Source organism: Vibrio nomapromontoriensis (assembly GCF_050337205.1).
GTDB lineage: Bacteria > Pseudomonadota > Gammaproteobacteria > Enterobacterales > Vibrionaceae > Vibrio > Vibrio nomapromontoriensis.
Genome location: NZ_JAKJSS010000012.1, coordinates 45,678 through 71,254, shown reverse-complemented (window position 1 = coordinate 71,254; position 25,577 = coordinate 45,678). Strand labels below are relative to the sequence as shown.

Sequence of the window (25,577 nt, the reverse complement as noted above, 5' to 3'; positions counted from 1 at the left end):
ATTAGTGGTAGAGATATTCAAAATCACTCATGATGTAAGCAAGCACTACACGCCATGCACCCATGGTTCCGTTAGGATCTTCTGGTACGTCTGCCCACTCAAAGTTTTCATCATCACCATTCATATCGTAAAAACACACAGCTGGACGTTCATTAGTACTCCACAGATAATCCCAATTGTTATCCCTCGAGGCTCTAACCCTATCGACAAACAACTGGTAGGCCCAATCAACCTCTGCATCATCGGTGCTCAAGCGGCGACCCCAAGCCTGATACATGATATCCGCAATCTTTAGCTTAATCTTATATTCAGTTTGATCCTTAGTGACCAAGGTTGGGTAATCATCCAGAATCAAACCAGTCGTAGAATCAGTTTGACTATAACCAGTATTCCAGCTATCTGGATAACCATCACTGTCAGTATCGACACTGGCTGCAACATCAAATGGGAACGCATCTAAGTCATCAGCAATACCATCATTGTCATCATCTAGATCAGCGTTATTGCCCACGCCGTCTCTGTCGGTATCCAGCCATTCATTCGGATCAAGTGGGAAGTCATCAACTACGTCGAACACTCCATCGCCATCACTATCTTTTAGGTCAAACTGATTTTGTGTCGCTATATATGCGACCTGCTCGGAGCTTAATTGCTGATCGAATAATTGAATATCATCGAACAAGGCTTGTACTCCATAATCCCCCCTACTTATAAGATGGCCGATACCAAAGCTAAATTGAGTTTCATTTTGTAGACTCACTTGGGCATCTTCTCGGTCTATCGCTAACTCACCATCAAGGTACACTTCGATCTTACCAATATGGGTACCATCTTCTTGCTTAATGCCTTTAAACGTCAGAGCAATAGCATACTCTTGGCCAGCAACAAGATTGAGTTCTCTACCAAACAGTGTCCAATTTTCACCATTTCCAAACTGAAACTGTAAGCTGCCATACCTTTGATATAGGGTGAAGCCATGAGTCTCTGCACTGCGTGTATTGATAACCGATTGCCATTCTCCAGTGTATTGCTGAGGGGCGTATTTAAGTGACACGGTAAAGCCCACCTCATCTTGACTTAAGCCCTGAATAGGTAGATGAATGCCCTGTTTGTCAGATTGGTCTAATTTGGCTTTATAGCCTTGTGGTGTTTCGACTTGCACTATGCTGCCTTGGATAGACGCTAACGCTTTACCTGTAATGGCATCCCAGCCAACCTGACCGAGCTCTTCAAAGCTCAATCTCGAAACTGCCGTTGGCAATGGCACTGGATTTACAGGTGCATCAACTAACTTTGGAACCCAATTTAAGTCAATTCCCTTAAATAGATGGCGCTTGCTATCATCAACCGTAAACTCGCGCAAAGTAATAGTACAACTGTACTGGTGCGCTAAGCTATATGCCATGCTCGTTGTTAATGGACTATAGTCATTAACCCTAACATTACTGCCGCGTCCATCTATGCCACCAAAGAACGTACTATTACTATCTTCCTCAAAGAATCCCTCACCGTTCCAAGCCCCCTTAATATGCCCCTGATATCCACCCGTTATAGACTCAAGTCGTTCCACATAAAGCTCAGGTGTGATTTTAGCGTAATGACCAAGCAGTCCTTTGTTTGCTTCATCAGAACTATCCTTAAGAGCTTGAGCTCGGAAGTTTTCTGACATCATCATTTCAAGCAGTAACTGTTTTAAGTTCCAGTGTTGTTTAAAGCTATCGCTCAGAGCAACCACTAACGCTTGTTGCTTTTGATAAACGGCAGCTAATGCATCGTAGTCAGCGCTATCTATAGCTGGAGCGCTAATGAACTCCTTACCGAAGATTGATTGCCACCAGAAGCGGATTGTCCCAGTTACAAAACGCTCATCCTGTACCATATTTTCAGCTAGAAAACGTAACGGAGCGACTTGAGGTGGGGTTTTCACCTCCTTCCAACCTGCCGGACGGATATCTGAATACCACAATTGTCCTTCTTTATATCCAGGAGCACGTGTTTCTAATGAATGTGACCCTCCATGAACTTTATAGGCACCAATATGCGAATAATGCTGGAAGCCAGCCGCTATGGGGTCCATCGTGATGTGGCAATTAGCACATGCAGGATTATTCATTGTTGGGTTATTCGTCAAATCGACATCAGCGGTGGAAATCGTTCTCGACAAGTTCTTCTCAATATCATAGTGAAAGAAGTTTTTGAGCGTCTCGTTAGCTCGATGACGATGGAAGTTACCTGCATTATTATCAAAACGTGTCAGATAGCCATACATCGATAAAGCTCCAATGTGAGGGCGCTCCATTGGCTCGCCATACGCTCCACGATATTGAGTATCTTTAACTCGTTGATATAATTGAGAGCCGCTTTCTCCGCCAGTAAACCATTTATAGGACTCCGGCCCCGCCATTGTATAGTCTGCGGTCAGAATATCTGTGTATGGTAAATCGCGACTGACAATATCCCACACCAATTCTTTCGGAGCCTCGACTTGTTCTTCAACAAAGCGGTTTGCAGCCTCCCACACAATGCCACCAAGCCTGTACCATAAACTTGAAATTGATACCCTTGCTCCTGACGCAATATCAACACCCGCACTGTTGTATACATCGACCTCTCGGAGGTCCACTGTATAGTGATCGAATAAACGAATGTAACGTCCTGACTGAGCTAGGCTAGGTAAGCGCCAAATTCCCGTGTCATCATCTCGAGTCAAACCAGAGAAACTGCCAACATGAGTAGTGTAATTAGCATCAGACAGAACATCAGCATTACTACGCCCTGCCGGATCAATATCGGTAATGACGAGATCTAACGCTTGTACCTTGCCACCATATCCCCACCTTTCTGCAATATCGATGGTTTCAACCAGCTGTGATGAGCCAAGGTCAATATCTATAAAGGAAACACTGTAGCCATCGCTTCCCCCTCGATTAGTCATGATCGTCTTATCATAGTCACCATCCGTAGCGTAAGCAGCATGCTGGGTAAGGTACGGCCGCGTATAATTATCTCGAACATAGGGATAAAAATGGCCCGCTTGGTTGTAAATATCACTCACTGAGTTTGGACGCTCCCAAATCTCGTTCATCAATAAGCGGTCATCGACACCACGTTTAATAAAGGTTTTAAAACCTTCACTATTCGCCATCAACCCCTTAATTGCGCCTTTTAGCTGGGCTTCACTCCAGCCACGAGCGGCAATTAATTCAGCATTGCTTGGAACATTGCCTGTTAAAATTAACGCCGCCTTGCGATAAATGGTGTCATGGCCTGAATAATGGTAATCATCTGATGCGGGTTGTTCGTCTGGCACTTCTCGCCCATAGGCACGATATAGCACTGACCGCATCACCTTCCATTGATTGGTCGTGTCAGCAAAAACTGTGCCCCCACCGTGAATGATGTGGCCTGCAGGTTTACCGAGTATGGTCACCATATCAGGATCCATTTGATCGATATAATCAAACAAGATATCCGCATTTTGCTTAGCAATCACCGAGTCCATACCATCAACTAAATGCAAATTACTTGGCGCGGCTAAACCACTCGGAGTATGACACTTGATACACGCCTGCTGTAATACGAAGTTATTTAAATCTTCGATGCTTGCCTTTGCTGGATCAATATAATCAGGTTCATCAAAATCACTACGTAATGGATCTAACGGCTGACCATCGAAGGCATCTAAAATTCCATCATTGTCATCGTCTGTATCAGCATTATTACCAATGCCATCGCCGTCAGTATCTAACCACTCAGTTGGATCGTGCGGTGCCCAATCGTCATCGTTGAAGACACCATCACCATCGATATCCACATCTATGCTATCTGGAATACCATCGCCATCCATATCATTATCTGAGTTGATACTTAGGGCTATGAGCAACTTTTCGACTTCTGTAGAGGGTAAAGCACGATTATAGATTCGAACTTCATCGAGTGTGGTTCCAGCAAGATGTTTAAACCCAAACATACCCCAAGTTTCTGGAGGCCGACTGGCTGACTCGACAGCCAACTGACCATTGCGATAGAGGCGTTGAATGCCATCAGCATAAGTATAAGTAATTAGAACCCATTGGTTATGACCGAGCATTGGCAATGCAATTCGCTCGCCGGAATGAATACCAATATTCAGATTACCGTTGTTATCCATATGCGTTGCAAACTTGCCCCAGCCAGGACCAAAAAGGTTGTTGTAATTCCAGTTTTCTGTCGAATTAATCCAATAAGAGACCGTAAAGGCATCACTGATATGCTCACCTAAGCCATATATATCAAGGTGACTATTGCGATGTGCAAGACCTACCTTACCCTCCACAAAACTTGGCTTATTCACCCAGACCTCTAGCCCACTCGCCGCATCACTGCGCGGATCTATTATCTTGTCCCACGTCCCTGATTCAACCACGCTCTCGTCGGTAAACGGCAAATAAACCAATAACGAACTATCACCTAACTTAGCGTCTTTAGGATGGGAGTCGTCAACATCTAAAATGCCGTCATTGTCATCGTCATTATCTAAGAAGTCAGGTAATCCATCATCATCAGTGTCCTCTGATCCTTCAACAAAGAAATCAAAATTAATCGCTTGCGATGGATTGACCTCGGTTAACGTCACTTGCTGGCCCATCGGGTTAAGTGCGCCTGAACTACTCTCAAAGGTCACGGTGTAGTATTGAAGGGGTAAATCAATCAACGTCTGAGGAATGCCTTCGGTAATTGTCACTTCACGTTGCACGTTTTCACCACGTACAATTACCGTCGCGCTTTGATCATTCGCGGTTGGTTCAATGGCATTCAAGCTTAATGTCAATTTCCCAGGTGCTAATGGCTCGGACGTCGTGTTACCCCAAACGTCATACCAAAGATAACTGGCAAGCGTACTGCGACAATCAGCATCACACCCACTGGGCGGAGGCATCTTCGTCACTTTCTCCAGTAGTAATACCAAAGACCTATCGGCCCATTTGTCCGCAATGCTGGTATCTCCCAACAAATCAGGACCGTAGGTGCCCACACCGTGGCAATCCTGACAGTGAGCCTCAAACAACTTCTCACCACTGCCACTGCCAGCAGTCATCGCCCAGTTTGCTTCTAAGTTAGGATGGCGTGAGGATAAACTTAACGTCTGACTCGGTGGTAGTGCACTGTAACCCTCAACTGGAGCTACCGTGACTTGGTAATCACCTGGAGCCAAGTTGTCTAACGTCACCGAGCTTTTCCAGTTAACATTCGTCACTGTCTGAAAGTTATCGCCCGTCACCGTCACTGTCTGTTGTTCGTTCGCTACATCAAAAGCCGGTGCTGCAGGTGCGTTTAAGGTAATGGTACCCGTATTCCCCATCGCCGGGCTGTACGTCACCGTCCAACCAATATCCATATTGTCGGCATCAATAGTTTGGGTCGCATCGCCCGTGAGCTCACCCACCCAGTCAATGAAATTCAGCACCTCTAGGGTGTAATCGCCATAAATCGCACCGTCAATCACCAGCGGTTGACCACCAAAGCGCAAGCTGATGTGACGCTCATAGCCAAAACTGTCTGTCAGCTTCAGTTTCACTCGCTTATTGGTCAGGCTGGCATCCGGTAGCGCTGGTGGCGCAATCGTGATACTAGTGTTCAGTGCGGCAGCGTCACTGCGCTTGATGTGCACCAAGCTGTCCATGGCATCATCGGACATCAACATGCTGCCATCGGCCAAGGTTAAGAACGCCACGGGACGACCATTACACGAGCCATCCATACAGATGTAGCTGCCACCCGGCTGCTTCATAAAGGGAATGGCATCCATTTGGTAATCAATGTCGTCCCCATTCATACCAATCAACTGGACATTCAGGCCCATGTGCTCGTTGGTGCCATTGCCATGCTCGGCAATCCACAGCTGCTCGCGACCATAGTTACTTGGCAAGAGCGCGTTAAATTCAATGCCAAGTGGCGCTGAGTGACCGTTTAACTCCAACGCTGGCGCACGGTAGTTCCCCACGACAATGTCATCGCGAAGAATATCCAGGCCGTCACCATTGGTTTCTTCATCCGCTGACACGCCCAATTGGTCAAACCCATACACGTATGGCGCACCAAAGTGCTGGCCGTCTTGCGTGACACGGTTCAGCTCATCCGCCACACCGTTAAACTCGGGGGCAAGATTGGTCGGTTGACGCGCGTTGTCGCTGAACCAAAGCTCCCCCGTCTCTGGGTGGAAATCAAAACCCACGGTATTACGAATACCGCGCGCAACCGTGGTCGACGTTTGTGTATCTAAATCGTATTTTAAAATGGTACCAAAGCGCGCATCACCATAACTACACGCGTTGCACGGCGTACCGACTGGGATATAAATGACATTCTCACTAGGATCATCACTAAAGCGGATAAACTTCCACTGGTGATGGATTTGACCTGCCTGAGAACGATCGGATGTGTCTAACTCACTGCCCGGCAGGGATAATAACTGTGTGTAGGCAGGGAAGTGTTGGTACTGGTTATCGATATCCGTAATGCGGTACAAACCATCAACATCTGCAATGTATAATGTGCCATTTCGATACGCTAAACCACTTGGCATATTCAAACCGTCAGCCACAACAACCGGATCACCTACGCTCAGATCGGAGGCATCAAATGTCATCGCATACACTTTGTCTTCAGTACGCGTGGCAGCATAGAGCACCCCATCACCCAGCGCTAACTGGCGAATGTTACCGAGACCGGTTTTCAAGACATCCACACTCAAACCCGGTAGCGCACGCTGGTTCACATACGAAGTGTCAGGGATAACACGGTACATCAGTGACAATGCCTCGGGTACCACGTCCGCGTCCGATAAATCAATCAGCTTCGGTGTTCTAAACGCCTGTAACCCTTGAGTAGGCTTCGCATACACACTGTATTTCTGAGCGGGTAACTTAATATTGCCCACCGTGCCTGCGGCAACAGTGATATGGTATTGCTCATCGCCGCTGCGTAAAACCACCTCGGCGTCTAATCCTCCTTCGATCTCTTTCACCCCAACAGACAGTACTACGCTCTGGCTATGATTCGGATCTAGAGGGAACTCATCATCGTCATCCAAGACACCGTCACCGTCATCATCTGGGTCCGCATTGTTACCAATGCCATCCCCATCGGTGTCCGTATCTTCTGTTGGATCCAGTGGAAACGCATCAATGCTGTCTGGCGTGCCATCATTGTCATCATCGGTATCCGCATTGTTGCCAATGCCATCCCCATCGCTGTCCAACCACTCGTAAGGGTCATCCGGAAAGGCATCGATGATATCGATATACCCATCACCATCACTGTCTAGCGCTCGCGTTTGTTGATACAACTCTTTGACCTGAGCGGCGCTCAACGCATGCTCATCAAGACGCCATTCGTCCAATTTGACGCTGCCGGCAGGAGAATAGGCGCTCAGTGACGCGCTGCCATTACCCAATACAAAATGCACCGCGGCTAAATGAGGCAAACGTACTCCTGACTCACTCACAACTCGTTCACCATTGCGGTAAATCACCAAATCACCAATACGTGAGGTACTATCTTGGCTGGTTGTGGCGTACGTCAAGGTGATGAATCCATCGGCTTTATCACCTTGAGCAATTTCCCAAAGGTGTCTTTCGTACTCGCCGCCTTGAGGGTCGTTAATCAACGTTCGTACGCGCAATACGCCAACGTCAGTAATTTGCAGTATGGCAAACCCGCCACCATTCACATCGTATAATGCTGAGATTGACACCAACTCTTCGGCGTATTTCGGCTCATCAATTTGAACGCTGAGAGAAAAGTCGTTTAATGCTGGTCCATCGCGCAGCACGATTTTCTGCTGGCGGTCACGCACGAACTGTAACCCACGCGCCGACGACATGATGGTTTCCTCTACGTCACCCAACTGTTGAATATCGGTGCGGCCATGGGCTGAACTATCTAACAAGAGAGTGTCGGCCTGCTCAAAGCGTAAATCAAACAGTGGTGCTGGTACTGGCGTAGCCTCAAGCAAAGTCATTTGAGAAAAACGGAACGATGAGCCGCCAACGGCTTTAACCACGACACTCTGCACACCTTGAGGCAGGTAAATTGGCGCAGTCGTAAACGGCATAAATGTACGTCCAGCACCTGTGACAGCATGGAGTGGCAATGATTGCCCCATGGTCTCAACAATCAAATCTGAAGCGCCCTCAGCGCCAAGCCTTAATTCAAATGCGTAGTAGCCCCCTTTCGTGACATTAACGTTGTAACGCAGCCATTCACCTTTGCTAAATCGATAAACATGCATACCCTCTGCGCTGTCATTAGAGATATCAACATCACCTCCACGAAGTGTCGAACTGCCCTCATCCGAATCCAAGCCATCAATGTAATCAACGGCTTTCACCGTCCCCGGCATATCCACCACGACCACCTCATGACGCGTTTCATCATAGGGGTATGCATCGTCTTGGTTTAAAATACCATCGTTATCGATGTCATCATCGTCTTCATCACGAATGCCATCTAAGTCATAATCCACCGATTGATGCAGACGGCGCTCAATGCTGTAGTTGTCTGAGCCATTGTCAGTCACCGTCTGAGCAAACTGCGCCTCACCAATCTGAATAATTTGCAAGGTCTCTGACGTATGCTCTTGCTCGTCATCATGAGTCGTGTCTTCTATCAGACGATATTCCCACTCGCCAAGGCGCTTCCAATGGTGCTTCACTGACAGAGAGTGCAACGATACGGCTAGAGGCTTTCCATCAACGAGTAAGTTTGCGCCGTTGCTGCCAACTGACATGCTTAATACCGCCACCTCTTCTTGCGCTGCATCTCCCTCTTTTTCTACATTTGGATAGAACAACGCCGCCCAAAGCCCAGTGAAGTCAAGATTGGCGATACGGGTGAACAAACTACGACTATCATGTTGTGTCTGAGTTTGCACCACAACGCTTGGGGTGTGGTGCCAATTGATGCCGGTTGCATTCGCCTCAGTGAACAGCCATTGCTGCCAAAGCGTGTCGCTGTCTTTGGAAAACTTCGCGGCCAATAATTGTAAGTCATCGGACTGGTAAGCTTGCGATTCGACAATGAGATATTCAACCTGAGTAATAAACTCCGGCATGCCCTCCCAAGGGCGAACTCTAAGCTGCCAGTTGCCCGCGGCATCTTGACGACGTTCAACGGCACCGGAGTAATGCCCTTCAACCGCTAATGGCGGGGACATCACCTGATACGCTGACGTCAATAGAATAGGATTAATATAATCTCGTTGAGGAAACACCGTCTGCCACTGAGAGGATAACTGAACAGATCCAATTTCTGTTTGCTCGATGGCTGGAGTACCATCACTGAATATAATACGAGCAGGCTTCGTGTCCAATTGAGACAGCGTCACACTGCCTGATGTGACTTGTAAACTAAGCGATGTAGGGACAGTGTCCATCCGTATGTAGTGCGTTTTTACCGCCCTATCTACTTTGAGCGTTGCAAGACGTTGCTGATCTGCCGTTATTTCCACATAAGAAGTATCGTGTGGGCTGTTACCTTGAAATTCGGCAAGCAAATAATTGTCGGCTTGAATTTGGCTAGTATCAACATCATAACGTTGAGATTGAGCGATAATAACATCCTGAGACAACCCGAGCCGCAGACTATTATTTGCATAGGCGGCGGTGGCTAATATCACCACTAAAGGAAAAACTACCCACATCCAACGAGACATTTTCAATCCATGATTCATCTATATTTCTCCATAAGTATAGATTTTCTATCATGTAATAAACCACACACTAATTAAGTCGTCAAAAATATCAGCCACCCAAAATAAACACTTATAATAGAATAAAGTAACACTAATTGAAGCCATTAAATTGACGAGGTAAATGACATTATATTGACTCATTTAATGACCAAGCCAACAACTACAATATAAAATCGATATAGGCTATAAAGAACAAGACTACTATTGAAATTCATTCCCTATAATTAGTTATCTTTCATTATTTGAAACATTATTATCTAAATTGGCTACCCTTATAGGCCATAAGAAACTCAACAATAACTAGAATTTATCTAATGTATCTTATAGGGGCGACCTGACTACTCACTCTGACTTGAATATCTTCCCATTTCACTGCCGATTTACATCAAAATAGCAAAGTGCAAAACGCCGCATAAAAGCGGCGTTCAACATACAGACTCAGCGTTTAAATTTACAGCGCGTTTATTTCGGCAAGTTATCTAGCGCATTCGCCATCATCACCAATCGTTCTAATATTTTTTCACCATCGACTCCAATGCCGTTGTGCTCATATTCGTTAGTGATCCACGCTTTGGCTAGCGGAACATTCGCCAATGTTTCTCGGCTATAATCGAGTTCTACATACATGTCATCGGCATAGACAGCGCAAGCGACTGGCACCGTATTTTGACTCAATACTTCGGCATTATATAACGGCTCCCAATCTTCTTTTTTCGCTAACAAATGGGCGGCGTCACGCAAGGGTTTCAAAGTCTCTAATTGGTCAAACATCCATGGATAAACCATTTCGCCAGTAAACCAAAATGGCAGCCCTGATTGGTAGTTAAACTTCGAGTAGTGGTCACGAACTCGATGGGCAGACCAATTCGACGCGAAGCCTTGGCAGTATATGGACTCATGCAAAATCGCATAAATAGGATTAGTTAAATACGCTTGCTCTTGTTGCATCTGATTTAAAAAACTGTAGCTCAGTTTCTTACTACCATTCACCTCAATAAAAGCGCTCTCCAGCATCAGGTAAAGCGGCATATTGGCGCCACCTCGCCCTAAATTGATCCCGATTAGCTGAAACTGCTCCACAGTCAATCGCTGACCATTAGGCAGTGTCACATCATTATTAAGCAAGTAATCAGCAATATCAGTGCACAGCGTTTGAGCCTGCGGGAACTGAGCAAAAAACGCGTTATTTTTGTCCATCACACGTTGATACGTTGCGTGGTAAACATCATCGGCATGGCGGGAAATAGAGGGAATACCTCCCGTCACATAACAGCGCAGCAAGCTTTGCGGGTACTGTGATAAGTAGGTCAGCGTACAGAACCCACCAAAACTTTGCCCTAACGTCGCCCACTGCGTAATGCCAAATTGCTGGCGAATCGCTTCCGCATCTCGGACAATATTATCGGCTCTGAAATGAGACAAGTACTGAGCTTGCTGTTCAGCGCTCAGGTGCGCCAGTGTTTCTTGGTTAATGACCGAACTATTTCCAGTTCCGCGTTGGTCCAACAGCAACACCCGGTAATCTTGTAGCGCTCGCTTTAACCAACCCGACGCTCCACTTGCCCGAGGCGACGGAAAGCCTGGTCCACCTTGAAAATAAACCAACCAAGGAAGATCTTGTTTGTCTTTCCCCAAATCGACAAGTTCACGAGCAAAGACTTGAATCTGCTCACCACTCTCATCTTGGTAATTCAAAGGCAGGGTAAAGGTATGCTGGCGATACAGCGTCGTTCCATCAATAAAGCTCGATTGCACGTGAGTTCCTTTTTTAATAACGTCGTTTACGTAAGTAATGCGCAGTTGCTAAGGCAACGCTTTCGACAAAAATACTAGCATTAATTGCGTCAGAAAGCGCAAGGTAACACCATCCCTTACGCTCTGTTTTGGAATTGATAACAAATAGGCGTCACAGCTAATCTCTCTATTGTATGCAGGGTTACTTAGCGTTACTAAACGTTTTGTAGACAAAAAAAAGCGTTAGCAAACTCTACTTCGCTAACGCCCCATACATTATATTTTGGTTCAAGAATTACGCTTGGTTTGACTCTTCATCGGTGTCGCAATCAGTACAACTTTGAAGCGCAATTTCGTGTTCAAAGACGACTACATCCTTACCTTCCGCCAGTAGCTCAGCAATTTCATCCGCGACTTCTTGCTCATCTTCCGCTTCAACTTGATTCGCGAGTTCTTCTTCTGAATAACCATAAAAGTTCAGCAATAAGTAATCACGCGCTTCAGCTTTAGTGCAAGTCACGTTCACTGAAAGATCTGGTTCAACGCAGTCTTGCGCGATAATCGTCGCCATTTGCGCTAAAACATCGTCTTTCATCGCAGCGGTTAACCAACCAAGGTCAGTGTTTACTATGGTTTTTTTACAGTTAAAGCAAGGCAGTTGATGAAAGTAATATTGAAAATCAGTCATGGGTCATTTCTTCTTTGAGTGTTGTATAACAAGATTATGCGCGTTTTCTAGCAAAATACTATCTCAATAGACATTGAATACTGAATTGACGTAGATGGAGGGGAACGAAGACGTAAAGATAGACAGATTAAGGCGAACTTACACCACTGTATATATCAATAGTGAAATCTCTATTGGATGGCTATTTTTTCGGAGTGGGGCCAATGACACCTTTTAAAATCGACTCTGCGATATTCACATAATTTCGACATCGCAAGCCATATTCTATTCGGTACTAACTTCCTTGAACTGAAAAAGAGTATCGTATGAAAAACAAACTGATTTCGTTAAGCGTTGTACTTAGTTTTATATCGTTTGGTGCCGCAGCAACCAATATCGATGCGCATGAAAAATTCCGTGGCGAGCAAGCCTTAGAAGCCGACCAATCGCAGTGGTTTCGTGAATTAAGAATGGAAAACTGGACAGAAATAGTACCAGAGCAGGATATTAGGAGTACGCTAAGCCGGATCAACTCTGGTCATAAACTCCGTGACTTTATCAATGACGATGAACCCGGTCACTGGACCTATGAGTTCACTAAAGCGGCAGATAACTATGCGGCATCAGCAAACGATTATGACTCATACCGAAAAGCTTCAATGATGTACCTAATCGCATCGTATCCAAACCATATGACGCCGCATGAACATACCGCCATTGAGCGCTCAGTCGAACTTTACTTAAAGGCAGAGTCATTAAGTCATACTATTAATGTCGAACGCATTGATATGCCTCTGGCCAATGGCCTCTCGATCACTGGTTTATTACATCGTCCCAAAGGGGCATCAAAGCCGGGCGTGATCTTATATACCGGCGGTGTGGACAAGATTCTAACCGAGCATAGAGATTCCATTGATGGATTATTAAAGCAAGGTTTTGCCGTCGTTACGTTTGATATCCCCGGTGGTGGATTGAATAACAACATCACCATTGAGCTGGAAAAAGAAGATCAGGCTCACCAAGCCGCGCTCGCATACGTAAAGTCCGATAAACGACTCGATGGTAACAATGTCGGCGCGCTAAGTTCGTCTGGCGGGGGAGTTTCATTAATGACGTTCATTTTAAACACCCCGGAGCTAAAAGCGGGGGTTGCACGTTGCGCGGTCGTAACCGACGTACTCACCGATACCCAAGTGTTCCATCATGCCCCGCTCATGTCTTCCATGTCTTACGGCTATCGCATCGGGGTTGAAGACGTTAGCGACCTTGATTCATACGGCAAATGGACCATCCCGTTAGCACTTATGACAAAGGGCTTTAAAACGAATGAAACTAATGTGCCCGTTCTCGCAATCAACACCAAAGATGACATGGTGAACCCACCTAAAGAGATGGTATACACCGCAGGCCTATCTACGAAAGGAGAAGTGGCGTATTTTGGCAACTCAGGGCACTGTCCCGATGGCGAAGAGCCCGAAAAAGCGATCATTAATTTCTTTGATAAGTATATGTAACGCAAAAACGACGCTTACATCCAATGTAGACGGATATAAGCGTCGCTTCTTTATAGATTTAAATAACGCTCTTCCACCCATTCAGTCCGGTGTGAGACGTTAGATATCGGCGCTATTTAGGTTGGTTTACCTGCACGACTAGCTTACCAAAATTTTTCCCTTCCAGTAGCCCGATAAAGGCTTCAGGCGCTTGCTCTAACCCATCAACCAAGTGCTCACGATATTGCATTTTGCCTTCTGCCAGCCATGTTGTCATATCTTGAGCAAACTCATTGTAGCGATGTGCGTAGTCATCAAAAATAATAAAGCCCTGCATCTTAATTCGCTTAACAAGCAGTGTACCCATCAAGGCTGACATGCGATCTGGCCCCTCTGGCAGTGACGTAGCGTTGTATTGAGACACTAAACCACACAACGGGACACGTGCTGCGGTATTCAATAGCGGCAATACCGCATCAAACACTTTACCGCCAACATTTTCAAAATAAACATCAATGCCTTTTTCACACGCAGCAGCCAATTGTTCAGCAAAATCCTCGGATTTATGGTCGATACACTCATCAAAGCCAAGGACTTCTTTTGCGTAACGGCATTTTTCTTCACCACCTGCTACACCAACGACGCGACACCCTTTCAGCTTGCCGATTTGCCCAACCGTTGCACCAACAGGCCCCGTCGCCGCCGCAACAACCAAGGTTTCACCCGCCTTCGGTGCGCCAATATCAAGCAGCCCCATGTAGGCGGTAAAACCTGGCATACCCATGATGCCTAATGCAAACGAAGGATGCGTCGGATTTTGACCTAACTTAATGAGACCTTCTCCATTAGATACGCCGTAATCTTGCCAACCCGTATAGGCAAGCACCCATTCGCCCACTGGAAAACCTGAATTATTTGACTGCTCCACTTGGCATACCGTCGCCCCAACCATTACGTCATCAAGCTCAACAGGATCAGCGTACGATTTCGCGTCGCTCATGCGACCACGCATATAAGGGTCAAGAGATAGGTAGATACTACGTAGCAACATTTCATTGTCGCCAATAGCGGGTACATCAGCGTTTTCAATACGAAAATCAGCTTGAGTTGGCGCACCAACAGGACGAGATGCCAGCACGATACGGCGATTGGTAGGTTGAGTCATTGGGTTTTCCTTTTGTCGTAGTAACACTGATCCAACCAACATAATTAGACCAGTCGTCTAGTGTTAATTTCTAAAAATCCCGCTCTGTACTCGCTGTTAGAAAAAACGTCTAAAACAAGTAATCTGGCGGGTCTATTTTCTATTCTCTATTTGGCTAGAAGCTGCTTAGTTGTTGTAAAGGCTTGCTCTAACCCTAGTTGATCTTGAGTAAGTTTGCTCATTAAGCTTGCACCAAGCCAAAGTTGATAAATCACTTGCGCAGTACTTTTGCTATCAGTCACATTAATCGAGCCATCTTCAATGCCACTTTGCAAGCAGTTAGCAATGGCAGCGGCCACACTGTTGGCACCAGATAACAAGGCCTCGCGCATCGGTGTAGACAGATCTGAAACTTCAGCACTTAACTTAACGACCAAACATTTATGTGCGTTACAACTGCCATTTTCCACGCTTAACCAGCGACTAAAGTACGCTAATACTCGAGCAAGACCAGAGCCCTCCCCATGTTCTAAAATAGCGTTAATCCGCTCTAAATAATGGTGAAAGTAGTCTTCGATCAACGCCTCACCAAATTGCTCTTTCGACTTAAAATAATGGTAGAAAGAACCTTTAGGCACATCGGCCGTTTTTAATAATTCAGACAAGCCAACACTGGTGAAGCCTTTCGTTACCACTAACTGGTAACCGACATCCAAAATGTGCTGACGTGTATCGTTGGTTTTTATGTTCATGGGGCTAGCCTATTACAAAATAGACCAGTCGTCTAGTTAAATATCACAAACGTAAAAACGCCGTCTCTCTCATGACCTAAAACTCACGACGATGAAAAAAACCAAAAAAAGACTGTACAAAAAACAAACAATCTATACTATAGCGCTCAGTTGTTCAGAGAGTTATTAAATGCAGCATCGAGTACAAGTAAAACTTCCACTACTAAGCCTTAGTTTTGTAGTTAGGCGTTTCCCTTTTATTTTAGCGTAACATGATATAATTCAACCAATTAGCTAGCCATAATAGCTTGTTAATATTGAACTTTTCTTAAATCAAATGAATAAGGGGCATCACATGTCTAACACAACAACTGGTACAGTAAAATGGTTCAACGAAACTAAAGGTTTCGGTTTTCTAACTCAAGATAACGGTGGCGATGATGTATTCGTACATTTCCGCGCTATCGCATCTGAAGGTTTCAAAACACTTAACGAAGGCCAAAAAGTGTCTTTCGAAGTTGAGCAAGGTCAAAAAGGCCTACAAGCGAACAACGTTGTTGCTATCTAATTAGCCACGATGAGTATTCATTTCGATGAATGCTAAAACGAATAAATGAAAGGTCGCCATTGGCGGCCTTTTTTGTGCTTGCTGAATAAGCCAACTTCGCATTAAAGCTCGCGTAGCTTAGTAAAGCTTAATGGCGTCTCCCCTGTATGCTGTTTAAAAAAAGCTATAAATGCGCTGTCAGATGAGAAAGCCAACCTGTGAGCAACATCCCCGACTTGCCCTCCTTCGCATAACCACTCAATCGCTTTAAGTAACCGCCATTGCTGACGCCAATCTTGGTATGGCATGCCCGTTTCTTGTTTAAAAATGCGCGTCACGGTTTTAGTGCTTGCGCCGACTTGTGTCGCTAACGTGGTAAGGCTGGGCGCTAAATACGAGCCGGATGAGAGTTGCTGATTAAAGCTTTGCAGCCTCTTGTGCTTGGGAAGAGGTAGATAAAAGGCGTGCCGCTTGGCCTGGTGGAATTCTTCCCAAAATAACGTTGCCGTTGCATTCATTTTTACAGCAGGCAGATCCCAAGGCCACAGCGCCATTTTATTGATCAGCGCTTTCATCACTTCATTCACTTCTATTGTGGTGATCGTCTTTGGTAGGGTGAACTCGCTCGGTTCAAAATACACCGAACGATAAGCCACCACATTGGTCATAAATGCTCGATGCCGTGTATAAGGCGGAATCCAAACCGCTTTGGTGGGCGGCAGAATGCACAACGAACCTTCAAGTTCGAAACTCATGCAACCCTGCGGGGCATACAATAACTGTCCTTTATTGTGCTGATGTAGGCCAGAATCATGCTGGCCGACGTCTGCAGCAATACCAACAATAGGCACCCGGATACTATCGGCATCAAAGGCTGTACTCTCGGAAATAAACGCCATATGTCCTTATTTTGATGTTATTGGTATTAATATTGTTAATGGGAATAGAGTAGTCCTATTTATACTTCTCGCCAAGTTAAATCAATACGAGAAAACACAATGAAAACCAAACCTTCACTGGGACTCATGGTGACGATGCTAATGTTTCCGCAGATAGTGGAGACGATTTATAGCCCCGTTCTAGGCTCCATCGCACAACATTTTTTTGTGACCGATGCACAAGTCGCACAAACTTTATCCATCTACTTTATCGCTTTTGCTATTGGCGTTGTGGCTTGGGGCGTGTTCGCCGATAAATACGGCAGACGACCTGCAATGCTTTGTGGATTAATTATTTATGCAGGAGCCTGCGCGATCGCTTTATTGGCAGACAACTTTGCCACCATAATGTTGGCGCGATCACTTAGCGCCTTTGGTATTGCAGTAGGCTCCGTGGTCACGCAAACCATGCTTAGAGATGCCTACAGTGGTGAAGAGCTAAGTAAGGTATTCAGCCTTATGGGGATGGGTATTGCTATTAGCCCGGTCGTTGGCATGCTACTAGGAGGGCAGTTAGCGCATCTGGGAGGACATCAAGCGGTGTTCTTTACTTTGTTAGTGATGGCTATGCTGCTATTGCTATTTAATACGGTGAAACTGCCCGAGACTCAACACGAAAAGCGACCTCTTGAGTTAATGGCTTTAGCAAAGAAAATGTTAACCGACGTCAAAGTGTGGCAATCGGCCATATTAGTGTCAGTTTACAACATTGCCCTATTTTCTTACTACCAATTGGGAGGATTTGCCTTTTCTGATTTAGGGCTAACGGCAGACGAGTTTGGTTATAGTGGCATCGTGTTGGGTATTGGTACATTGTTAGGAAGTACACTCAACCGTTCTTTGCTGTCATCACGTTGGCTCACGAGTCCATCATTATCAAATGGTCGAGCGCAAACTCGCCTATTAGGATTATCAGCAATACTTCTGATGATGGGAGGCGTCGGCGTAAATTGCACACTAACGTCTATTTACTTCCTCCTTCCTATGATGATGGTTGTGATGGCATTTGGAATCGCCATCCCAAACATATTGAGTATTGCGTTAGTCGACTATAAAGCACAGGCGGGCAGCGCTGGCGCGTTATTTGGTCTGAGTTATTACTTAATGATTGGCATTGGATTAGCACTGGCTGGCTTCGTTCAGCACTTAGGGACAGTCTTGATAGGATGTGGTGTGATCACGATTCTCATCATGGTAAGCACCCACAAAAACGAAAGGCGCTCATAGCTATCAACCACTGCGACTTGTCGCTATGTGCAGAACAAAAAAATAGCCAACTCTTCCACGACTCAGGGCAGAGTTGGCATCACCAATTTTGTACTATACCCTTTCAGTTTATTGTGGGCTGGTATGCTTATGATGTTCTGTTAGCTGTAGATAAAGTTGGTCTTTTAGCTCCATCCGCTTCACTTTAAGGATGTGCATATTTTCATCGTCAATTGGGCTGCCGGAAATTTCTAGCTGGCGGATATCATAATCAAGCTGATGGTACTGTTGAAGGTCGGCTTTAAATGTCGGGTCGTCGTGGTTAAGTTGAACAATATCGAGTTTGAGTTCTGGAAAATCCAAAATAAAAGCATGATTTTCGTTGAGCATCGGCATTCCCTCTTCCGTCTAATTACTTATAAGTATAGGGGTTATCAGCGCGCAGAAATGTGTCTTAAAACCCAAAGCCAAACATTGTTCGACCATTGAATTACTGTTCCGCTTCACTTAATGCAAATTGAATCTCTTCCGCTGAGTATCCCTTACGGCTCAGCATTCCATAGGCTTTGCTGCGTTCTTTTCGATTGGTAAGATCATACGCTTTCTTCTCTAGCTGCTCTAAGCATTGCTGAAAAAAATCAATCTGTTCCGACTCAGTCAAACGATTGACGACCGCCTCTAGATCGGAAATATCAATCTTTCTTTGCCTAAGCTCTTGGCGGATCACAATCAGCCCTTTCCCTTTACGTGCCAGCTTTAAGATCTCTTTCTCTATGTCGGCTTTTTGAGCCTTAATCTCCAATTTAGATTGAAGTTGACCCGCATCTGCGTGTTGGTTTACGGCTTCTTTTACTTGGGAAAAACTAAAGCCACGGTTTTGTAGAGTAGCGAACAATTTCTCTTTACTCATAGTAAGCGCTTGATAATAGTGATTCACCCTACCATTCAAAATAGTTTGTTCATCAATGGCTTTCTCTGCTTTTACCACATCGATGCATTCCAAAATAAGCGCATCGCTTAACCCTTTAAGCTTTAATTTTTTAATAATATAACCGGACCCATACTCACCCATAAATGCACGCTCGGTAAATTGCAGTGCAAAGTCTTTATCTGACTTTACATAACCAAAGTCTTGCAGCTTAGCCATTGTGTCTGCAATCCATTCTTCATTATCGGTTTTGACTCGCAGCTTGCTCAGTAACTCGCTTTGCGTCATGTCTTGGCGACCAAGGTGCCACAAAGCTGAGTTCATCACGCTCTCAATTCGCGTCGCTTTTTTTACTGGGTTTCGATCGTTACTCAAATTATTCTTCCTGCTTCATTTAAACGTTCGCCGAGCGCGCTCAAGATCACCCGTTGCTAAGCATTAACTTAACGCAAGAAACCAGATACTCATAACGAAAACACGTCACCCACCTTTTTTCGTCACTTTGTACTGTTCAATAAAACGAAAAAGTCAGCCTAAGATAAGCTAAAGGGACGGTCGTAATATACACTTTAACAACAAGGAGCTTAATTATATTTTTAGCCCCTTGTTGTTTCTGTGTTTAAATTAGATATTAAGGGTCACATTGACTAGTTCCCACCAATAAAGTTTACTAGGAGTGGAACAAACGTTACATTCATCATTCAAATGTTCGACATAAGTACCACCTTCCTCACTTTGGGAAAAAAGCCTTTCTCCATAACGGTATACCGTCAAAGGATATTTTGATTTCCAAACTCCAGAAGATAAGGAATCAAAATTCGGCTGTAGACTTATCAGCTTAGTAACAAAATGTGTTTTTCCTTGCTCACAACTGCTTGGAATATTTAATCGAATAGCAGTCTCCCGTGAGAAATTATCAGTAACATTGCACCCATCATGTCGAGTTAGGTAGAAAAGACCTGGTCTAGTCAACTCCTCTCCTTCTTTTTTAAGCTCAATGACTACTCGAATACCTTGTCCATAATTATGTATATCGTCTGCTGTCGGTATTATTACATTACGAACCCCAGCAATCCCGAACCGGGTATCCCCAATATTATTAGTCACTCCATTATTTCCCAAGTCACTTCTTAATATTTTATTAGTGTTGTTAATATTAAATTCGACAGAATGCCTCTGATTTGCTTCCGACACAATAGGCGGATTTACTGTCACATTGAACGTACTTGACTCGGACTGTTGGTAGTTATCGCTTTCGCTTGCATATACCGTAAAGACAACAAGATCAGAATCAGGATAATTAGTGGTGGTTAACAAACCGGAGTTTGGATTAATCGAAGCTGTAGAAGAAGCAACACTACCAATCTGATGTGTTCCGAAAACTAAATCTCCGTAGGAGCCTTCGTTTATCACAGGAAAAATAGTCTTTAACGGCGCATAGTTTGTCTCCACGTCTTCAATAATAATTCTAGGATGCTCAGCCCGCTCTATGTTGCTTTGCACAGTAACTGTCTTTGTCATAAAGTTTCGAGACCACGAAGTTAACTTAACTGTATAATCTCCTGCACCATTGACTTGCAATTTACCACTTGTTGAGTCAATTATACTGACATTATTGTTCGTCGCCTCTACAAGCTCAAATGTCATATCTAGAGGGTGTCCTTCGTTGTTCATGATGCTATGAGTTAATGTAGGCATAACGAAATCCTCCACTAAATACTGGACAACTGGATATTGTAGAGAGAGATCATTCTCTGCTTTTTCGACACGAACAGTATAAACTAAAGAGCTAGGAGAGTAGCCAATTCTAAAGTTATCATTGACTCTAATTTGAGTTACTCCGGCGTTTAGAACTTTCATTTGACCATCTTGATCCAGTTGAACAACATCAGTTAGCGAGCCGTCAACAAACTGGTAACTAAGCTCTCCTTTAACACCCAGTATCCTTGGGGGAGCGAGAATGTTAGTTGCAGGGCTCCATATTGCAGATACTTCACTTTCGCCATTCTCAAAGGTCAAATAACTCTCCGCCGAAGTAATAACAATATATATACGTTGGACATCAGAAGCATTAAAATTATCTGTTGCAGGTCTTCGAACTGTAACAAAAGCACCACCATCACGTAATACGCGCACAGAGTTTGGTTGATATATACTCAATATATTTGCTCCATCGATTGACACGACTTCAACATCATCATAAGAAGAAATCAAATTTTGAGCTATAAATTGATCTTTAAGGTTTATGACTAGCCCTTCGCTAAACTCCATTTGAATTCTTGCAAGACTTGGCAAAGGATCGGCTATACCCGGGCTAACGTCTAAATCTAAGGTGAAAGGTTGCTCTAGAGGTAGATAATTTCTACCCCCATCATCAAAGACCTCCAAGCTATAATCCCCTACTCTAGAAACTACTATTTCTCCTCCTGAAAGTGATACATTCTGGTTATTACTGTCGACTGTTAGCTCACCTTTTGCACCTGATATAATTAGCGGAATTGTCAGGTTTTCCCTATACTCTATTTGAATACTTTTATTAGGAATTCCGGGATGCTGAGCTCGACGAACAGCATACTTTATTGAGCCAGAATATGCTTTGTAAAAGTCATTCTCAGGGATACGTAAATGAATTAAAGCCAATTTACTTGTAGATGCATTCTGTATTTTTGGCAGACCAGTATCTGTATCTATCACAATTACGTCTTGAGCGAACTCAGGGTCAGGGTCTATAGAATATTCAGCTCCTTGAGGTAAGTTTTCTACCGTAGGCGACAATATAAAATCAGGGTGATAAACGATAGTATCGCGTTCTATTTTAAGATAATCGGGTCTTTCAGCTTTCTGAATATCTACCATGAACTCATATTCTTCAACAAATGAAGATTCTATACCTTCAACAAAGCGGGTTACACTAACTACAATAGAAACTTTCCCAGCTTTTAGTACTTCCATTTCTCCTGTTTCAGCATTTAGCAAATTAACAACATTTGTATCGGGCCCTTTGATTCGAAACGACTCTGTGTAATCCTGTAATCCTGTAATTCGTAACGGTTCCAAAAGCAATCCAGCGCTATAAGTTGCTAAAATGGGTCGATATTCAATTATATCTGATGATAAATCTCTGACTTCAACATGAACTTCCACCTCAGCAGGATTAAAATACAGGTTACCTGAATCTTTCACTAATATCGTGGCCTCACCTGGTAGCTTAGCAAACACAATACCATCTGAATCTACATCAACCACTTCGCTCCCTGAAAGTATTTCATACGTAATCTGACCATTGAATTGAGTAACATTAATACGTCCCGATATATTGCTGCCAATATTAGAAAGGATTAAGGGGTTAGCTGTTAACCGTTCATTATCCGCTTTCTCAATTTCTAAAGTAAAAGTGTCCATAGAATCTTCATAACCTAGTAAAGAATCTACTGCGGTAACAACTACCCTCCCAGGCTTTATAATTAACAGTTGGCCATCACCGGCATCAGACACAACTCCCTGAGGTTCAAAGCGATAGCTAATATTTCCGATCTTGTTGTATATATTCGGTAAGTAGTACTGTTCATCAAGTGAAAAGGCTACTGTACCATCATCTATTGAAATATGTTCTCTCGGTTTTCTATCACTAACCTCAGGAGGAGAATGAGTAGGGTCCGGGCTGCCTGAATCCCCCCCACAACCACTTACTGTTGTAATTACTAACAAAAAAATAATTGCCAAATAATTATTTAGAGCCATACGAAACTTTCCAGACATACTATCACCTAATTCTTACTTAATAGAAAACACTACCACCAAAAATAACAGTGATTTCAAATATGTTAAATGTTAAATTCATTCTAGTTATATCGAATCCCAATAGTTAAACCCGCTCTAAATGCACCACTCAAAACCGAGCTAGCATTAGGAGATTTTACAACCCTAGCATTGAAAGACCCATCATAATAACCTCCAGAATTAATAAGTTCATATTTTTGGCCTAATACAAGATTTTGCTTTTCATCTCCGTCTCCACCTTTCGTTAGTTCAATAGCTATAGAACTATTATCGTCAGCTTGAATCACATTATCATACCCAGAAATAATATGATCCGACGAGTAAAATAACGAAATATTTCCGGAGTAGCTTCTATTACAATATATATTAAAAGGCACCGCAACATGGGCAGCGCGGTCACTTTCAATTGTAGACTTAGTATACACACCTAAGTTAACTTGCTTAACATAATTTTCGGATAGCGCTATCGTATCTACGCTACAAGCAGGAATAATAACTCTACCTGCTATATTAAGTACAAGAGTGTCTTCGTGTGATTGTGGTATATACACGTCCATATTAGGAAATGGATCAATCTCATAGCCATTATCCCATGTGGTAGCGGATGTCATTGAACTACACAATAAACTCAACAACAAAAAATAACCACATTTATTTCTCTGTATGTTAAAAATCATTAAAGCCTCCAAATTAACAGAGAATATTTTCCATAATCAGACGGTAATGATGAATACATACGAAAATTCATACTATATTCTAAATTAATTACCTTCTGAACTACTATAAATTTCCGTCAGAAAAATCTTGCCTATAATTAGCTTCTATAGTTACTGTAATAGGTATATTGAAAGAACCGCCATCGGTAGCTTGACTTGCATCTAGTTCAATGTCGTAATATAACCTTCTAACATCATTCAGCCCTGTAAAGTATATTTCACTTCCATCCAAAGGTACCTTTCGCCCCTCATCATCAAACAGAGATAAATACGTTCCAGGGAGGGGTTGAAGTTTAGTAGGATCCGATGGGACTATGTCTTGTCCTGCTGTGAACTTAAGTACGGCGGTAGTAGCATGAGAACAGGTCAACTCCACTTGCATATTACGAATCCTCGTTTTTCCAGCAGTTACATCACCAAATTGGATTGTATTACTGGCTGTTCCTGGGAACGACAAGGAACAATTAGGGTTATAATTAGTCTCATCAATAGCAGTGAAGTTCACATCTATGGTTACTCCAGAATAGTTTGGTGACCTGAATGACAGAGTTTCCGTTAGTGGCTCTGTCATGCCTGCCATCCCCGGTTCCAACCCCCTAGTATCTACTAACCATTCAGTAATTACATACTCTGTATAAAGGGCACCTTGCCCATTCCGATAACCACACCCAGGGCTGGTTATTCCTTGAGGACCTTGGTATGAATGAAATGAATTCCACCCTTTCGTTTGAGTTGAAAACCACCATTCAATACCACGACCATCGAACGGAACATGGTAATACTGATTAGCAGCATCCCATGTCATATTCCCTGCCCACGCGTCCGTCTTTGAAAGCGTTACTTTTGGTGGGTTGTTCGGATCAACATTTTCATTACCAACATTCTCGATAATTTTTGTAACTTCTGTATTATCGGGGAAATTATTCAATATAGTTTTAGCATAGACAAAATCACCACCATAATTATGCTCAGACGCACCTCCCCCGTGAAGTGAATACTCAATTCTTTTCGGTATTACACGAGACGGGTCATTAGGGGGGGTCCTAAAATCAGCAGTTCCAAGGTTGTCGTCAGTGGTAAAGTACCAACAATACTTAAATGTCACTGGAAATTGAACTTCTACTACTTTCCCTGCAGGTATTGGCCCTAAATCTGCGGTTAAGTGTTCTGCCTCTGACAAAACTGGAACACCTACTAGAAATAAGACCCAGCAGTACCAAAATATTTTTGAAAACCCTCTTATTCTTATGTACTTACTCATCTTTTTATCTCTATATCGTATTTGCTAACACCACCATAATCATTCATTGAAAATACTGTTAGAGTATTAGCATTCTTAGGGATACTATTACCAATTATAACTTCTTCAAAAGGCCTAAATGTTGCCAACATATTCGCCACATTATTAGACAACTGTATCTTATTACCATCAGGGTCTTTAATTGCTACTATTGACAAAAAATAGGGGCTGTCATTACGCAAAATATACCCAGCATTTGTGTTGCCAATAAAAATTTCAGATTCAACGTCCTTCCTCCCATCACGAAGATTAAGTGGGCGATAAAAGAGTTTTATTTTACTCCTCACCGCTAGTTGAATAACATTTTTATTTTTCGGCTTCGGAGGGATTTCTTGCACATTTAGCCAATATAAATGCTCCTTGCTACCATCAAGTCCTCTACTGGCATTTACAATCCTTACTATCTGTTTTTCTCCGGGCCCTACCCTAAAAAACGCAGGTATTGCTACAAAAGCTCCATCACTTCCTGGTATAACAGGATTCTCTATCCAAACTTGCCCTCCATATTCTTCAGTCCCTTGGTTAGAAACTTCGAATGATACATATTTATCTTTCTCAGATACGACAACTCTCGTTGTATTTAATACAAACGCAGCCGACGCTGTTACAGACCAGCACATCAGTAACGCCATCAAGAGTAGAATTTTATTACTATTCACT

15 protein-coding genes are annotated in these 25,577 nt (G+C 43.8%); 3 read left to right on the top strand and 12 right to left on the bottom strand.

What is annotated here, in order from left to right; genetic code table 11:
- Position 1: 1 nt before the first annotated feature.
- The 3 genes from L4D05_RS16240 to L4D05_RS16230 all read right to left on the bottom strand — a co-directional run bounded on the left by L4D05_RS16240 (position 2) and on the right by L4D05_RS16230 (position 12,155).
- Positions 2–9,694: a LamG-like jellyroll fold domain-containing protein gene (locus tag L4D05_RS16240; RefSeq protein ID WP_428794631.1), complete on the bottom strand. Its 9,693-nt coding sequence runs from the start codon at positions 9,692–9,694 to the stop codon at positions 2–4.
- Between the two features lie 501 nt (positions 9,695–10,195).
- Complete coding sequence (locus L4D05_RS16235; protein WP_428794630.1) at positions 10,196–11,488, bottom strand: alpha/beta fold hydrolase; 1,293 nt, start codon at positions 11,486–11,488, stop codon at positions 10,196–10,198.
- 274 nt (positions 11,489–11,762) lie between these two features.
- A complete protein-coding gene (locus tag L4D05_RS16230) occupies positions 11,763–12,155 on the bottom strand; it encodes a hypothetical protein (protein WP_428794629.1) in 393 nt (130 codons plus the stop codon).
- Between the two features lie 305 nt (positions 12,156–12,460).
- On the opposite strand from L4D05_RS16230, the gene L4D05_RS16225 reads away from it, so the two are divergent.
- Positions 12,461–13,648, top strand: a complete 1,188-nt coding sequence (locus tag L4D05_RS16225; RefSeq protein ID WP_428794628.1) for an alpha/beta hydrolase — start codon at positions 12,461–12,463, stop codon at positions 13,646–13,648.
- 112 nt (positions 13,649–13,760) lie between these two features.
- Here L4D05_RS16225 and L4D05_RS16220 read toward each other — a convergent pair whose 3' ends face one another.
- Positions 13,761–14,792, bottom strand: coding sequence for an NADP-dependent oxidoreductase (locus tag L4D05_RS16220; protein WP_428794627.1), 1,032 nt, complete (start codon positions 14,790–14,792; stop codon positions 13,761–13,763).
- Between the two features lie 146 nt (positions 14,793–14,938).
- Positions 14,939–15,523, bottom strand: a complete 585-nt coding sequence (locus tag L4D05_RS16215) for a TetR/AcrR family transcriptional regulator (protein ID WP_428794626.1) — start codon at positions 15,521–15,523, stop codon at positions 14,939–14,941.
- A gap of 334 nt (positions 15,524–15,857) precedes the next feature.
- On the opposite strand from L4D05_RS16215, the gene cspE reads away from it, so the two are divergent.
- Entirely contained in the window at positions 15,858–16,070 is a 213-nt protein-coding gene (gene cspE / locus L4D05_RS16210) for a transcription antiterminator/RNA stability regulator CspE (RefSeq protein WP_102468934.1), read from the top strand.
- Between the two features lie 101 nt (positions 16,071–16,171).
- Here the strand turns inward: cspE and L4D05_RS16205 are convergent, their stop codons facing one another.
- Positions 16,172–16,948: an AraC family transcriptional regulator gene (locus L4D05_RS16205; RefSeq protein ID WP_428794625.1), complete on the bottom strand. Its 777-nt coding sequence runs from the start codon at positions 16,946–16,948 to the stop codon at positions 16,172–16,174.
- A gap of 99 nt (positions 16,949–17,047) precedes the next feature.
- On the opposite strand from L4D05_RS16205, the gene L4D05_RS16200 reads away from it, so the two are divergent.
- The gene (locus L4D05_RS16200) at positions 17,048–18,214 is read left to right on the top strand and encodes a multidrug effflux MFS transporter (protein WP_428794624.1); all 1,167 of its coding nucleotides are present in this window, start codon (positions 17,048–17,050) and stop codon (positions 18,212–18,214) included.
- Positions 18,215–18,322: 108 nt separating this feature from the next.
- Here the strand turns inward: L4D05_RS16200 and L4D05_RS16195 are convergent, their stop codons facing one another.
- From L4D05_RS16195 to L4D05_RS16170, 6 genes are all read right to left on the bottom strand, one after another.
- Complete coding sequence (locus L4D05_RS16195) at positions 18,323–18,583, bottom strand: HP1242/YdcH family protein (RefSeq protein ID WP_265675767.1); 261 nt, start codon at positions 18,581–18,583, stop codon at positions 18,323–18,325.
- Between the two features lie 100 nt (positions 18,584–18,683).
- Positions 18,684–19,445: a regulatory protein RecX gene (locus L4D05_RS16190; protein ID WP_428794709.1), complete on the bottom strand. Its 762-nt coding sequence runs from the start codon at positions 19,443–19,445 to the stop codon at positions 18,684–18,686.
- 300 nt (positions 19,446–19,745) lie between these two features.
- A complete protein-coding gene (locus tag L4D05_RS16185; protein WP_428794623.1) occupies positions 19,746–22,880 on the bottom strand; it encodes a hypothetical protein in 3,135 nt (1,044 codons plus the stop codon).
- Between the two features lie 83 nt (positions 22,881–22,963).
- Positions 22,964–23,578: a fimbrial protein gene (locus tag L4D05_RS16180; protein ID WP_428794622.1), complete on the bottom strand. Its 615-nt coding sequence runs from the start codon at positions 23,576–23,578 to the stop codon at positions 22,964–22,966.
- A gap of 103 nt (positions 23,579–23,681) precedes the next feature.
- A complete protein-coding gene (locus tag L4D05_RS16175; protein WP_428794621.1) occupies positions 23,682–24,878 on the bottom strand; it encodes a hypothetical protein in 1,197 nt (398 codons plus the stop codon).
- Positions 24,875–25,576: a fimbria/pilus periplasmic chaperone gene (locus L4D05_RS16170; protein ID WP_428794620.1), complete on the bottom strand. Its 702-nt coding sequence runs from the start codon at positions 25,574–25,576 to the stop codon at positions 24,875–24,877. Before L4D05_RS16170 ends, L4D05_RS16175 begins: the two co-directional genes overlap by 4 nt.
- Position 25,577 lies beyond the last annotated feature (1 nt).

Bases quoted from the DNA above. Each gene is read 5' to 3' on its own strand.
- L4D05_RS16205 (WP_428794625.1), bottom strand. From the start codon at position 16,948: ATGGCGTTTATTTCCGAGAGTACAGCCTTTGATGCCGATAGTATCCGG.
- L4D05_RS16225 (WP_428794628.1), top strand. From the start codon at position 12,461: ATGAAAAACAAACTGATTTCGTTAAGCGTTGTACTTAGTTTTATATCG.
- L4D05_RS16220 (WP_428794627.1), bottom strand. From the start codon at position 14,792: ATGACTCAACCTACCAATCGCCGTATCGTGCTGGCATCTCGTCCTGTT.
- L4D05_RS16215 (WP_428794626.1), bottom strand. From the start codon at position 15,523: ATGAACATAAAAACCAACGATACACGTCAGCACATTTTGGATGTCGGT.
- L4D05_RS16180 (WP_428794622.1), bottom strand. From the start codon at position 23,578: ATGATTTTTAACATACAGAGAAATAAATGTGGTTATTTTTTGTTGTTG.
- cspE (WP_102468934.1), top strand. From the start codon at position 15,858: ATGTCTAACACAACAACTGGTACAGTAAAATGGTTCAACGAAACTAAA.
- L4D05_RS16200 (WP_428794624.1), top strand. From the start codon at position 17,048: ATGAAAACCAAACCTTCACTGGGACTCATGGTGACGATGCTAATGTTT.
- L4D05_RS16175 (WP_428794621.1), bottom strand. From the start codon at position 24,878: ATGAGTAAGTACATAAGAATAAGAGGGTTTTCAAAAATATTTTGGTAC.
- L4D05_RS16240 (WP_428794631.1), bottom strand. From the start codon at position 9,694: ATGTCTCGTTGGATGTGGGTAGTTTTTCCTTTAGTGGTGATATTAGCC.
- L4D05_RS16230 (WP_428794629.1), bottom strand. From the start codon at position 12,155: ATGACTGATTTTCAATATTACTTTCATCAACTGCCTTGCTTTAACTGT.
- L4D05_RS16195 (WP_265675767.1), bottom strand. From the start codon at position 18,583: ATGCTCAACGAAAATCATGCTTTTATTTTGGATTTTCCAGAACTCAAA.
- L4D05_RS16190 (WP_428794709.1), bottom strand. From the start codon at position 19,445: ATGAACTCAGCTTTGTGGCACCTTGGTCGCCAAGACATGACGCAAAGC.
- L4D05_RS16185 (WP_428794623.1), bottom strand. From the start codon at position 22,880: ATGTCTGGAAAGTTTCGTATGGCTCTAAATAATTATTTGGCAATTATT.